The 14,157-nt window shown below is 43.2% G+C and carries 11 protein-coding genes; 4 read left to right on the top strand and 7 right to left on the bottom strand.

The window, feature by feature from the left end:
• The first annotated feature begins 33 nt into the window (after positions 1 to 33).
• The gene (locus AWW72_RS14285) at positions 34 to 951 is read left to right on the top strand and encodes a LysR family transcriptional regulator (protein ID WP_155757772.1); all 918 of its coding nucleotides are present in this window, start codon (positions 34 to 36) and stop codon (positions 949 to 951) included.
• A 113-nt stretch (positions 952 to 1,064) separates the two neighbouring features.
• Positions 1,065 to 1,916, top strand: a complete 852-nt coding sequence (gene yghU, locus AWW72_RS14280; RefSeq protein ID WP_062847784.1) for a glutathione-dependent disulfide-bond oxidoreductase — start codon at positions 1,065 to 1,067, stop codon at positions 1,914 to 1,916.
• 99 nt (positions 1,917 to 2,015) lie between these two features.
• Here yghU and AWW72_RS14275 read toward each other — a convergent pair whose 3' ends face one another.
• The 4 genes from AWW72_RS14275 to AWW72_RS14260 all read right to left on the bottom strand — a co-directional run bounded on the left by AWW72_RS14275 (position 2,016) and on the right by AWW72_RS14260 (position 6,575).
• Positions 2,016 to 3,164, bottom strand: coding sequence for an acetyltransferase domain-containing protein (locus tag AWW72_RS14275; protein WP_062847783.1), 1,149 nt, complete (start codon positions 3,162 to 3,164; stop codon positions 2,016 to 2,018).
• Between the two features lie 125 nt (positions 3,165 to 3,289).
• Positions 3,290 to 4,180: a LysR family transcriptional regulator gene (locus AWW72_RS14270; protein WP_047428505.1), complete on the bottom strand. Its 891-nt coding sequence runs from the start codon at positions 4,178 to 4,180 to the stop codon at positions 3,290 to 3,292.
• A gap of 198 nt (positions 4,181 to 4,378) precedes the next feature.
• On the bottom strand, positions 4,379 to 5,365 hold the full coding sequence (locus AWW72_RS14265) for an aldo/keto reductase (protein ID WP_062847782.1): 987 nt from the start codon (positions 5,363 to 5,365) through the stop codon (positions 4,379 to 4,381).
• Between the two features lie 25 nt (positions 5,366 to 5,390).
• Entirely contained in the window at positions 5,391 to 6,575 is a 1,185-nt protein-coding gene (locus tag AWW72_RS14260; protein WP_062847781.1) for an MFS transporter, read from the bottom strand.
• A gap of 300 nt (positions 6,576 to 6,875) precedes the next feature.
• On the opposite strand from AWW72_RS14260, the gene AWW72_RS14255 reads away from it, so the two are divergent.
• A complete protein-coding gene (locus AWW72_RS14255) occupies positions 6,876 to 7,370 on the top strand; it encodes a cyclophilin-like fold protein (RefSeq protein ID WP_062847780.1) in 495 nt (164 codons plus the stop codon).
• A 14-nt stretch (positions 7,371 to 7,384) separates the two neighbouring features.
• Positions 7,385 to 8,455, top strand: a complete 1,071-nt coding sequence (locus tag AWW72_RS14250; RefSeq protein WP_062847779.1) for an alpha/beta hydrolase — start codon at positions 7,385 to 7,387, stop codon at positions 8,453 to 8,455.
• A 144-nt stretch (positions 8,456 to 8,599) separates the two neighbouring features.
• On the opposite strand, the gene AWW72_RS14245 is transcribed toward AWW72_RS14250, so the two are convergent.
• The 3 genes from AWW72_RS14245 to ptsP are packed head-to-tail and all read right to left on the bottom strand — an operon-like array spanning position 8,600 to position 14,103.
• Positions 8,600 to 10,312 (bottom strand): fructose-specific PTS transporter subunit EIIC, encoded by a 1,713-nt coding sequence (locus AWW72_RS14245; RefSeq protein WP_062847778.1) that lies wholly within the window; start codon positions 10,310 to 10,312, stop codon positions 8,600 to 8,602.
• On the bottom strand, positions 10,299 to 11,249 hold the full coding sequence (gene pfkB, locus AWW72_RS14240) for a 1-phosphofructokinase (RefSeq protein ID WP_062847777.1): 951 nt from the start codon (positions 11,247 to 11,249) through the stop codon (positions 10,299 to 10,301). Before pfkB ends, AWW72_RS14245 begins: the two co-directional genes overlap by 14 nt.
• The gene (gene ptsP, locus AWW72_RS14235) at positions 11,242 to 14,103 is read right to left on the bottom strand and encodes a phosphoenolpyruvate--protein phosphotransferase (RefSeq protein ID WP_062847776.1); all 2,862 of its coding nucleotides are present in this window, start codon (positions 14,101 to 14,103) and stop codon (positions 11,242 to 11,244) included. The genes pfkB and ptsP overlap by 8 nt, the downstream gene beginning before the upstream one ends.
• Positions 14,104 to 14,157: the final 54 nt, after the last annotated feature.

Raw genomic sequence — 14,157 nt, 5'->3', positions numbered from 1 at the left:
ATTATGCCAAAATGGAATAATATTTTATTCATGATGCTTTCATTCAAATCGCTGCAATGCTTTGTCACTTTGGTTAAAACCCAAAGCTTTACCCGTACCGCAGAACAGCTCTATCTGACGCAACCGACCATCAGTAAAATCTTGCAGCAGCTTGAGCAACAACTACAGGTACAATTGTTGGTAAAGCCAGAACATGGCCGCAAGAGACAGGTTGAACTGACGGAAATTGGCCAGCGCATCTATCAACATGCACTCGAACTTTTGCAAGCAGAACAAAATATTTTTCTGGAAATTGAAAACTATCAGCAATTAAAAACAGGCACTTTAAAGTTGGGTGTTCCACCTTTAGGCTCTCAACTGCTGACCACTGCCCTATTTGATTATCATCAACAATGGCCAGAGATCGAACTTTCCTTTCTTGAAGTCGGGTCCAAAGGTATTGAACAGGCCTTACTAAATAATGAACTGGATGTAGGGGTGTTGTTACATCCTTTTGATCAGCAAATCTTTAATAGCATCGAATTGTGTGATTATCCGTTGATGGTGCTATTACGGCGAGATGCGACCTGGGCCACACGCAAGAAAATAAATCTGGAAGAATTACAGCATCAATCCTTTTTAATGTTTCCTGAAAATTTCTCGCTCAATCGCATTATTCTGGATGCATGCCAGCAACGTGGCTTCTACCCAACCATTGCCTGCCGTACCAGCCAATGGAATTTACTGGCAGATATGGTGCTACAACGTATGGGGATTGCCCTATTGCCGCAATATTATACCGACATGCTCGATCCCGATTTATTTGCAGCCATTCCACTCGAAAAGCCGAATATTCAGTGGCATCTCGCTATGGCATGGAAAAAGAATCTGCCCGTATCTCCCGCAGTACAGGCTTGGCTTAATGTAATTGATCAACACTTTCAGGAGATTCATTCAAAAGCTGGTGAATAACAGAGCCGTATTATTTATTCAAAATCAGTTAAAGCTTTGCCACAAAAAAACTACCCTATCTAGGGCTGGCTGACCTACACTGAATCAATCGATTCGTGACATGGCAAATAATAATGAATGACTCAAATTATATCCCACCTAAAGTCTGGCAATGGACTGGAGATAAAACCGATTTAAATCAGCCAACTTCAGGCAGTCGCTTTGAGCAGCAATTACCGGTTGGACAACATCCGCTCCAGTTATATTCGCTTGCCACCCCGAACGGGCAAAAAGTAACGATTCTGCTTGAGGAATTACTGGCATTGGGACATACAGAAGCTGAATATGATGCGTGGTTAATTAAAATTGGTGAAGGCCAACAATTTGGTAGTGGCTTTGTTGAAATTAACCCAAATTCTAAAATTCCCGCCTTGGTTGATCATAGTCAAAATCCGCCACTCAGAGTGTTTGAATCAGGTTCAATTTTGCTCTACTTAGCTGAAAAATTTAAGGCCTTCATTCCCACTGACATTGCTGCACGTACCGAATGTTTGAACTGGTTATTCTGGCAAATGGGCAGCGCGCCTTATATTGGTGGTGGTTTAGGGCATTTTTATGCTTACGCGCCAGTAAAAATCGAATATGCCATTAACCGTTTTGCGATGGAGACTAAACGTTTACTGGACGTATTAGACCAACATCTGGCGAAGCACGAATACCTCGCGGGTCATGAATATAGTATTGCCGATATTGCTGCTTTCCCGTGGTATGGCAGCGTTGTAAAAGGCTGGGTTTATAATGCGGATGAGTTTTTAAGCGTCGATCAGTATCAACATGTGCAACGTTGGGCCGATGCCATTTTGGCGCGTCCTGCGGTACAACGTGGGCGTATGGTAAATCGCACCTTTGGCGATTTAGCTAGCCAACTGCATGAACGACATGATGCCAGTGACTTTGAAACCAAAACGCAGGATAAGTTGCAATAAAACAATTAAAAACCTCTTAGCTGGCTAAGAGGTTTTTTAAGATTCAAATGCTTAATCCAAATAGATCTAAAGATGATTGAAAAATCTATTTTTCAAAAACTAAAAATATTTTAGTAAAGGAATATGCTTATTGCGGTGTTTAAAGGAAGAGAATTTCAGCATCACTGGATATAACAGAATGCTTAGGATTATCGCGATTCCCCACACTGTAGCCATGTGATCCACGCCATAATAATTTCCATAATTATGTCCCCAAATACCTACAGCAATGACATATAACGCTTTAAGCACAAATAAATGCACGATGTAGAAGAACATAGGCACAGAGCCAAATATGATTAAAGGCTTAATCCAGTTTTTGGTTTCAACCTTCTGGAGTAACACCAGAACAATAAGTCCGATACCGACATTCCATAAAATGAAAAATAATGAAGGTGGATATTTGGTCAGGTTCAGGAAACTCATCACTGTTTCACTCCACGTTGGCATCATTTCCCAAGGTTGGTCACCGTAAATGTTGAGCGCCCTTAATACGAGAAATAAGGCAATGCCAATCAAACCTAAAGTGATGAGCATACGATTGTTTTGCTGAGTCGTTTTCGGTTTGCCAAAAACAACGTGGCCAAGACAATAACCTAAAGTTATCACGCCAATCCAGGGCAAGACGGGATACGATGTTCTGACCCGTAGCACATCTCCAAAGTTTATCCAGCCCCGCTCATGTAAGACCAACCATATCCCATTCATGACAGAACCTTGTGCGAATGAAATATTGTCCATTAAATTATGTCCAAAAATGATCAGCAGACTGATGCCCCACAGCAATTTTTGCGGCAACCCAACCAATAACGCCAAGGCAATCATACTAAAACCAATTGCCCAAATGACTTGTAAATAAATCACATCAGGTGGGAACTGGCCTGTCCATGCGAAATTGACAATCAGCAATTCTAGCCCAATTAAGAATAAACCACGCTTCAATAAAAATTCGCGCGTCATCGCAAGACTATTGTTCTTGGCTTGATAGAGATAAGCAGATAAACCTGTAAGCACCACAAAAACAGGTGCACAAAGATGGGCTAAGACTCGGCTAAAAAATAGTGATCCTTCTGTTTCAGAAATAACCATCGGATCTGGAACTTGATGATGCAAGTAAAATGTTTCCCGTACATGATCAACCATCATGATAAGAATCACCAACCCTCTGAGCGCATCAATCGCTTGTAAACGTTGAGATAAAGCAGACATAAAATCAAAAAACAAACAAAGATATGTTATATCATAACAATAAATACAAGATGAATAAAATAGAGGGTAAAAAATTAGGAGATATTAAAGTAGCTATTCGAAGTCAGTTAATTTTATTGATCTGATTAGATTCTCAGTAAATCAATCACGAGCCTGAATGCAGAAGATTGTTGTCTGCGGTGAGGATAATAAAGATGGTAACCTGAAAACTGGATACTATATTCCTCCAAGACCTGAACTAAATCGCCCTGCTGAATTTCTTTTTCTATCATGTCTTTTGGAATATAGGCCAGTCCCATACCCGCCTTCACAGCTTGGGCAATATCAAAACTTTCATTAAATACCCATTGCGGATTAATCTTAACTTTAAATTCCTGTTTTTCTTTTTCAAATTCCCAAGCGTAGATTCCACCTTGGGTCATTAATCTAAAACCAATACATTGATGCTGGTCTAGATCTTTTGGGGTTTGAGGCATTCCATGTTGCTGGAAATATTCAGGTGTTGCAACCACAGCCATTTTAACATCTTCGCCAATACGAACGGCCACCATACCATCAGCGACACGACTACCAAATCTCACTCCAGCATCAAAGTGCTCCGCCACAATATCGACCATCCCATTATTGGCACTGAACTCTACTTCAACATCTGGATAAAGATGCGCAATTTTTGCCAGTTTTGGAATCAAGATATGTTGTATAGCGTGGCTGCTAGCATTGATTCTCACTCTACCTGCGGGCGTATCCCGAAACGTATTGAGTAATGTCAGTTCATTGTCAATCTGGTCAAAGCTGGCACTAATGGTTTGTCTTAAACGTTCCCCAGCTTCTGTGGGTGAAACACTCCGTGTCGTCCTGTTTAACAATAATATTCCCAATCGCTCCTCTAAACCCCGAATCGTATGACTCAGGGCAGATTGGGAAACCCCAAGTTTGCCCGCCGCCTTGGTAAAGCTTCCTTCTCTTGTTACCATTAGAAAAGCATGTAAATCGTTATAATTTTCTCTGCTAATCAAGGCTGTTTCCTCATCAAATTCATTTTTTCAGTATATGTATCGTCCACTCATTCTGGACTTTATATGGAATCTATTATTCATAAAATACACGCATAACTCTATTAATTTTTACACACAGACCTTCTGTTCTTTTGCTTATGAATCATGTCCATTAAAATAAAAAATGCCCCGTTAGACCAGTATCTAACAGGGCAATTGTTACCAAGCATAGGCCTGCGGTGCTTCTCCACAAGGCGGCCAGATCTCATCAAGTTTTGCCATTGTTTCTACTGAAAGCTGTATATCCAATGCTTTGATATTTTCCTGTAACTGCTCTACGGTACGAACGCCACTAATCACGGAAGTCACAGCAGGTTGATGTAATAACCAAGCCAAAGCGACCAATGCAGGGCTTTGGCCTAGTTCAGCACACAGAACTTCATAAGCTTCAAGTTGTGGGCGAAGTGCTTGGATCCGCTGTTGTAATGCTGGGGTTGCTCTACGACTACCTTGTGGAAGCTCATCAAAAACCCCACCTAATGTGCCCATACCTATCGGACTCCACGGAACTAAACCAATACCAAAATGACGTATTGCCGGGATCACTTCCAGTTCAATACTACGTTGGGTCAGGTTATACAGACTTTGCTCTGATACTAAACCGAGCTGATGACGAGCATTGGCCATACATTGAGCAGTGGCGATGTCCCAACCAGCGAAATTACTACTACCCACATAGGTAATTTTACCCTCACGGATCAACTGTTCCATGGCCTGCCAGATTTCTTCCCATGGTGTATTCCGGTCAATATGATGCATTTGATAGAGATCAATATGATCTGTTTTTAAACGCTTCAAACTGGCTTCACAAGCACGTTTGATGTGATACGCAGATAATCTTCGATCATTTGGGCCTGTATCCATCGGTTGATACGCTTTGGTTGCCAAAACAATTTTATCTCTACGCCCGCCTTGAGCTAACCAGCGACCAATAATTTCCTCTGATGTCCCAAAACCCTTTTCCATATCGGGTGATTGTGGCCCACCATACACATCTGCAGTATCAAAGAAATTAATTCCTTTCTCTATCGCCTCATCCATGATTTTAAAACTGGTGGCTTGATCAGTTAACTCTCCGAAATTCATTGTACCCAGTGTAATACGGCTGACTTGTAAACCTGTACGTCCTAAATATGTATATTGCATAAATAATTCCTTAAGATATCAATTGTTATGCCACTTTCAAGCGTGAAACCCAAAGTGTTAAAGCAGCAGAAATAATTAAAAGAATTGCACTCATCGCAAAAGTTGTCTGATAGCCACTATGATCAAAGAATAGACCACCAACAGTTGAACCCAATGCGATACATAGCTGAACAATGGCGACAAATAAGCCCCCGCCTGCTTCTGCATTATTCGGGAAAGTCTGGGCAATCCAGCTCCACCATCCCACAGGTGCGGATGTTCCAAGCAGGCCCCATAGCCCTAGCATCACGATGACCAAAACGGTCCATGTTCCAAAGCCAATTAATGTGAAAGCAATGGCTGCCATGAGAAGTGGAATAGCAATTAAAGTTCCATAGAAATGACGTTTTAATGCAAAGCCGATTAACAGCGTACCGACAAAGCCCATGACCCCAATCACAAACAGAGTAAAAGATAATGTAGATACACTGGTCTGCGTCACCGTTTCCAGAAATGGACGGATATAGGTATACAGCGAGAACTGTCCCATAAACAGTAGACCCGTTGCTAACATGCCAACCAAGACAATAGGTTGCTGCAACAGATGAAGTATCCCTGCTGATGAGCTGGAAGTAGAAGCTTTGTTTTTTAATGAGGGAAGGCTGATCCATTGCCAGATAAAAGCAAGTATCGCAACAGGCACCAAACAAAAGAAAGCGCCACGCCAGCCAATCATTGCCCCCAAATAGCTTCCCAGAGGTGGTGCCACTACCGTTGCCAAGGCATTACCACTGTTAAAAATTGCCAAGGCTCTCGGCACTTGGCTGTTCGGTACAAGACGAATCGCCGTTGCTGCTGACATTGACCAGAAGCCCCCCACAACTACACCAATCAACGCCCGACCAAACATGTAGAACCAATAATTGGGAGCAAGTGCAACCACCGCTCCTGAAACTGCCATTAATGCAGTCAAGGCAAGCAGCAAGGTTTTACGATTGATGCTGCCTGCTAGACGTGAAATCGATAGACTGGTGATAACCGCAAATGCACCTGAAATCGCAATACCATATCCAGCTAAGCCTTCCGTAACACTTAAATCTTTGGCAATCGGTGTTAATAAACTGACAGGCATAAATTCGGAGGCGATCAATGCAAATACACACAAGGTCATGGCAACTACGCCACTCCAGTATGCGGGCTGCTGCTCTATCTCGGAAGATTGAGATGTCATAGGCTCTCTCTATAAAAATCAGACAGCCATGATAAAGATACCGCATCACCTGAATAAGTACCTTTCCACGAATAGAGTTATGAGCCTAATTCATCAATTAGGATTCAATAAAGCAATTTCTTCAGAATAAAAATTATTTTAACCCTGAATTTATGAATGAGATTCATAGGACTATACCATTTTTAGGGGCTAATCCTTGGCCATCTTCGCCTTTATACTGATGAACAAATCATTTCAGCAGACAAGTTAAGTTCATGCTGACGTTTAAAACGTTAACTGCTACCTGATTGGGAAAACAACATGATGCAAGAAATTAAACCTGACTTTCCGGTTATTGGTGGCGTTGCTCTGCTTGTCCTGACACTTGGGATCACTGCATCTACACAAGCAAAAACCCATGCAGAACAATCTGCTTCACAAAAGGTTTCCAGTATGAATATTCGTTTTGATATCGAAGGCTCAGCTCAGCCAGTATTTGTTCGCTTAAAAGATTCACCGACTACACAGGACTTTATTAGACAGCTTCCTCTTAGTTTAGAACTGACTGATTACGCAGCAGCAGAAAAAATTGCCTATCTGCCTGAAAAACTGACCTCACAGGGAGCTCCAAAGGGACATCCAGCCAAGACTGGCGATATTGCCTATTACGCCCCTTGGGGCAATCTCGCTATCTTTTACAAAGACTTCGATGGTGTTGCCAACAACCTCATTTATCTGGGCAAATTCAATACTTTGCCAAAAGCATTTTCAGACAATAAGCCCTTTAAGGTCACGATCTCAATTGATTCAAAATAACAGGAATGAACCCTATGTCTTCTGAAGCACCTGCAACACCACACCGTTTTCTAAAAAAAACTTTTGCTATTCTTAGCCTGAGTATTGGAGCGTTAGCTATGAACCAAGGTGCATTGGCCAATGAGGAGTTAAAACTCACCACCAAATGGGACAAGACTTTTGTGCAAAGTAACAAAGTCGAACATCAGAAAGTGACCTTTAAAAACCGTTATGGCATTACTCTCGCTGCTGATCTGTATATCCCTAAACATGCTAAAGCTAAACTTCCAGCGATCGTGGTTGGTGGTCCATTTGGAGCTGTAAAAGAACAATCTTCTGGGCTCTATGCACAAACAATGGCGGAACGTGGTTTTATTACGCTTGCATTTGATCCATCGTATACAGGTGAAAGTGGTGGTGAGCCACGCAATATTGCTTCACCAGATATCAATACCGAAGATTTTAGTGCAGCGGTAGACTTTATCGGACTGCAACCCAACGTTGACCAAAACCGCATTGGAATGATCGGAATCTGTGGTTGGGGCGGTATGGCACTCAATGCGACTGCGGTAGATAAACGTGTCAAAGCCGTTGTTACAAGCACGATGTACGATATGACCCGAGTGATGTCTAAAGGATATAATGACAGTGTCACACCTGAACAGCGTAACAAAACCCTAGAACAACTCAATGCTCAACGTTGGATCGATGCAAAAAATGGCGAGCCTGCCTATCAATCACCTTATAATGTATTAAAAGGTGGCGAGGCACAATTCCTAGTCGATTATCATGACTACTATATGACGCCTCGTGGCTATCATCCTCGTGCAGTCAACTCTGGCAATGCTTGGTCAGTGACGACACCAATTTCATTTATGAATATGCCCATTTTAACGTATATAAAAGAAATCTCACCGCGCCCTATTCTTTTTATTCATGGTGAAAAAGCCCATTCACGTTACTTTAGTGAAACAGCGTATGAAGCAGCAGCACAACCGAAAGAACTCTATATAGTTCCAAATGCCAATCATGTTGACCTGTATGACCGTGTTGACATGATTCCGTTTGATAAGATGACTCGTTTCTTTAATCAAAACTTAAAGTAAATATGTTTTTAGCCAAGTTAAGTGCGCTTCATTTGGCTTTTCTAAAGCGCTTTATCTTACAAATAGAATGCAATTCTTAATAAAAAGGTAGATCATTGTGCCCAACAATCTACCTTATATATTTTAACAGATAGGAACTAAAACCTAGGCAGCCTGTACCTCAACCACTTCACGGCGTTTTAGTAACGCATAAATTACACCTGTAATACAGCTACCAATCGCAATGGCTGCAAGATAAAGCCAAGCATGACTAATCGCATTTGGAATCAGCAACACAAAGATCCCACCATGCGGTGTCACCAACTCACAATGGAACAATGCAACCAATGCACCAGTCACTGCCCCACCTGCAATACAAGCTGGAATGACCCGAATCGGATCTTTGGCAGCAAATGGAATCGCCCCTTCAGAAATAAAGCATAGCCCCAGCACAAAGGCAGCCTTACCTGCATCTCGCTCACTTTGGTTGAACTTTTGTTTAGCCAATAAAGTTGCAATTGCCATCCCAATCGCAGGCACCATTCCCCCAGCCATGGTCGCAGCCATCGGCATATAGGTATTGGTGGTCAACAAACCGACTGTAAAAGCATAAGCAGCTTTGTTAATCGGGCCACCTAAATCAATACACATCATTGAAGCCAGTACGATCCCCATCAGCACGGCATTGGTGGTTCCCATATTGTTGAGAAAATCTTTCATCATCTCAAAAATTTGCGCGACAGGATGTCCCACGATGTAGAACATGATCAGACCGACCGATAATGTTCCCAACAAGGGCACAATTAAAATCGGCTTCAAGGCTTCCAGACTGGTTGGAAGCTTGATTTTTTTGGCAAGGAATAAAGCGATATAACCCGCTAAAAAGCCAGCAACGATCCCGCCTAAGAAGCCCGCATTTAATTGAGTTGCGATGAGGCCACCAACCAGACCCGGTGCTAAGCCTGGACGGTCAGCGATTGAATATGCAATATAGCCAGCCAGCATTGGCACCATCAAACTAAAGGCAGCCGCACCAATTTGCTTTAACACAGCGGCTAGACTTCCAGCCTCCTCAGCCGCATTCAGTCCAAAACAAAGGGATAGCGCGATGAGCAAACCACCCGCCACCACCATTGGCAACATAAACGACACGCCAGTTAAAAGATGCTTATAGACACCTGTTTTTTCTTTATCGGCGTCTTGATTGGTCTTTTGACTATTTTGTTTAGACGATTCTAAGACCTTGGCTTCCGTCATTGCTTCTGCAAAAGCCTTATCGGTTTGTTTCAGTGCAAAGCCTGTCCCGCAACGATAGACACGTTTTCCGACAAAGCGATCTGTATTGACCTCAATATCCGTGGCTAAAATCACAATGTCCGCAGCAGCAATCGCCTCATCGGTCAGGATATTTTTAGCACCGACTGAACCTTGCGTTTCGACCTGAATGCGATAACCCAATTTGGCTGCACCCTGCTGTAATGCTTCCGCAGCCATAAAGGTATGTGCCACACCCGTAGGACAAGCTGTCACCGCAACAAAATTCTGTGCTTGTCGCTGATCGTTGGGTTGTGTTGCCAATTGTGCAACTGTCTTGGTATTACTCAAAGCATCCTGCAAAGACTGCTCGGCATTATCCATCGCTTGCTGGAGTGAAATGGTTGCAACAGCATAATCATTGAAAGCTTCAAGTTGTGATGGTGTCTGTCCAATAAACACAGCCGTATCAAAATCTTGTTCAGGAAGCTCATCCTGCACAGAAATGATCGCGCTGTCATAGCCTTGCTGTTGCGCAATCTGCGCCAGTTTTTTTGCCAGAATCAACGCATTGACATACTGTTGCGAATTGATCACAAATAAAAGAGATTTAATTGTTTGCATCAGACTTATCCAGAGTGTTGATCATGGTTTGTTGTTTTAGCGCTTCCAATCGCTCAGGTCCAGGCACACGAAAGCCGATTTGACTCACCGCATGACTGGCAATTGCCGTAGCAGTTTTTAAGGTTTGCTCAGGCGTCATTTCACTTACCAGACCATGCACCATGCCCGCCAGTAATGAATCGCCAGCACCCACAGTACTTTTTACGGTGACTTTAGGTGGGCTGGCATGTAACGCCAGTGCTGGATTGATCCAGTTGACACCTGCTTCGCCCATCGAAATGACAATATGTTCAATATGACAATTTAAGCGCTGGAACAAGGCAACTTGCTGTGAAAACTGTTCTACAGACTCACCAAAACTTTCCTGTAACTCATCCGTATTCGGTTTAATCATCCATGGATTCATTTCAATCGCAGCAACCAGCGCCTGTCCGCTGCTATCAATTGCAACGTGCTTTTGCTGTTTGTGTAAGATAGAGATCAGATACTTGAAATCATCTATGCTAAAACCCTGCGCAAGACTCCCAGCAATCACCACATAATCAACGTTTTGGCAACATGCCTGAATACGCGCAAAGAAGGCCTGTTTGTCATGTTCAGACACCAGAAAACCTTTCGCATTAATATCGGTCATTCGTCCAGACAGTTCTGCAATCTTGATATTCTGGCGGGTTTCACCCTCAACATAGACAAATTGATTATCAAACTGCATCGCTTGAAAGTGCTGATCAAATAAGGCTCGATTCTGCTTTCCCAAAAATCCTGACACAATCAGGTCATGTCCAAGATCATGCAGTACTTGTGCAACATTCAGTCCCTTACCTGCTGCATGGTATTGCACCTGTTGCTGGCGATTGACCTCACCCAAGCGCAACTCATCCAGCTCAAGCGTGACATCAATTGCTGGATTTAGAGTAATTGTTAAAATTTTAGCCATGCTTCAACTCCACCAAATCACGGACTGCTGTGGCACTTTCACACTGTAAAGCGCGTTGAGCAAGCTGCTGGCAATTCTGATAATTCAAAGTACGAATTTGTGCTTTCACCAATGGAATGCTGGATGACGACATACTCAGTTCATCGACGCCCAATCCCAGTAAGATCGGGACAGCCTTGGGATCAGCGGCAAGTTCTCCACACACGCCTACCCATTTCTGATGGGCATGCGCAGCCCGAACAGCTTGATCAATCAATAATAAAATACTTGGATGCAAACCATCGGCTTCGGCAGACAATACGGGATGGCCACGGTCAATTGCCAGCGTATATTGAGTTAAATCATTGGTGCCAATACTAAAGAAATCCACTTCTTTGGCCAATAATGGAGCCAGTAAAGCCGCTGAAGGCACCTCAATCATGATTCCCACTTGAAGATTTTCACATGGATATTCCGCTAAAACCTCATCCAGAATATGTTTGGCTGCCCGCCATTCTTCAATTCGCCCAACCATTGGGAACATTATCCGTAAAGCACGACCATCCGCTGCTTTTACTAGAGCAATCAATTGTTGACGCAATAGCTGCGGTTTCCGTAAGGTCAGTCGAATCCCGCGTAAGCCAAGGAATGGGTTTTCTTCAGCAGCAATCGGCAAATAAGGTAGAGGTTTATCACCACCAACATCCAGTGTCCGTACCACCAATGGACGCCCTGCAAGGGTATCCAGCACATGACGGTATTCTTTTTCCTGTGTAATTTCATTCGGTGCCTGACGATGGGCCATAAACACCAGTTCGGTCCGCAATAAACCAATCGCTTCTGCACCGTGATCGACAGCTTTTGCAGTATCCAGAATCTTACCAATATTGGCTGCAATCTCGACCTGATGCTGATCTACGGTGACGGCTGCTTCCTGACAATGGCGCTCCGCTTCCTGACGTCGCTGTTTCTGTTGCTCACGCTCGCGAATCGCTTGTTCGATCTGCTCAGGCGTTGGATCAATATCAATTGCGCCTGTATCCCCGTTAATCAATACCGTGGTTTGTGCCTCAATATTTAGAATCTGCTCACCCGCACCGACTACAGCAGGAATTCCCAATGCACGTGCCACAATCGCACTATGTGCCGATGCACCACCAACCGCTGTTAATATCCCAGCAACGCGGTCTTTGTCTAAACGTGCCACATCCCCGGGCCCAAGATCATGCATCACCAGAATATAAGGTTGCTCAGGTTCAAGCTGCATGACTTCATCACACAGCACACTTAAAACCTTGTCGCCAATATCTCTTAAATCGGCTGCACGTTCTGCCAACAGCGGATCATTCAACGCTGCCTGCGTTTGTGCGGCCTGTTCAATATAGTCATGCCATGCAGCAGCAGCCGTTAGATTCTGATTTAAGCCCTGATGCATCTGCTGGATCAGATCTGGATCATCCAGCATTTCCAGATGTGCCTTAAAGATCTGCCTGATCTCATCAATCTCGGTTTTTAGAATCAGTTGGTGAATATTGTTTTTGACACTATAAAGAGCGATTTCTAGTTTTTCTTTTTCTGCTTTAACGTTGTGTCCAAAACGTTCATATTGAAACTTTTTCGGTTTAATCACATGCGCTGGACCAAAGGCAAGCCCCGAAGATGCAGCAGTTCCCTGCGCAGGTATATCGGTCTCAAGAATTTCTTCCCATGCTGGTTCTGCTTGAACAAGTGAAGCTGCTTCAGATTGCTCAAGCGCTTCAACCTCTTCGCCCAAACCATTTTTAACGGCCTGTACAATCGCAGTTAATCCTTCGACGGCATCTGTGTTCGGCTCAGCAATAAAGGTCAGGGTCTGTCCATATTGACAGCCCAAAGCCAATAATTTGGTCAGACTTTTGGCAGATACATAAGCTCCACCATCCACCGCAACCTGAATGTCGCCTTTAAATGTTTTACTGATATTGACCAGTTGTGTGGCAGGACGAGCATGCAAACCATGCTTATTGGCAAGCACCACAGGTTGATACGGCCAGTCTGGAATAATTTCTGCACCAATCAGCTTGGCGATTTCATGGCGACTTTGTTCAGATTGAAGTTGCTGTTGAATATTTGACTGAAATAAAAGATCAATTAAATAATTCAACTGTACGGTATCCAGTTGCTCATGTTGGGCAATGCAAATTAGAGTTTGTATTTGTCCCTGTGCAAAATTTAAAATCTGATCGGATTTCACAATACTGACGGCGGCTTCTGAAACGTAATTTTTTCCTGAAATCGTCCAGATGGCATCCTGAATCTGAATCAGGTTTTTAGGATCTAACTGGCTAATGAAACCCGCTTCCACCAGTTTTTGTTGTTTTAATAACTTGGTTGCTGCCCAGAAAAAATCATCAATATCTTCAACATGTGCCTGCGTCTGGATTAAATTTTCGTGCAAAACCAAAGAATCTGGACGAACTTGCAAAATATCAATAATTTGCTCAGCCGTGGTTGCCGTTTGTACCTGAACACTAACATCGTGATTTAAAGCACGAGTCAGAATTTGCAGAACCTGTAAATGCTCATCTGATTTTGCAGCAATTACCACAGCCAAATAAATTTTATGTTCACCGTCCCACACCACACCTTCTGGAAAATGCGCAAGTCGGATCCCTGTTTCTTTAATAAACTCACGCGATTGAGGGGTACCATGAGGAATGGCGATTCCTTGCCCTAAATAGGTTGCGCCCTGTGCTTCACGAGCCTCTAAGCCAGTTAAATATTCAACCGTTGTTAATTGATCTTCAACCAGAATATTAACTAAACATTGTAGTGCTGTTGCCTTATCCTTGGCACGCAGATTCATATGTACATGCTTTGGCTCAAGTACAAACATAAAGTGTCCTTCAAAAAGTTGAAACCGTTGTTTTTAATTCAAGATGAATAAAGG

Source organism: Acinetobacter sp. NRRL B-65365 (assembly GCF_001605865.1).
Taxonomy (GTDB): Bacteria; Pseudomonadota; Gammaproteobacteria; order Pseudomonadales; family Moraxellaceae; genus Acinetobacter; species Acinetobacter vivianii.
Note: the sequence above shows the minus strand (reverse complement) of the source record. Positions and strands in the feature narration are given on the sequence as shown.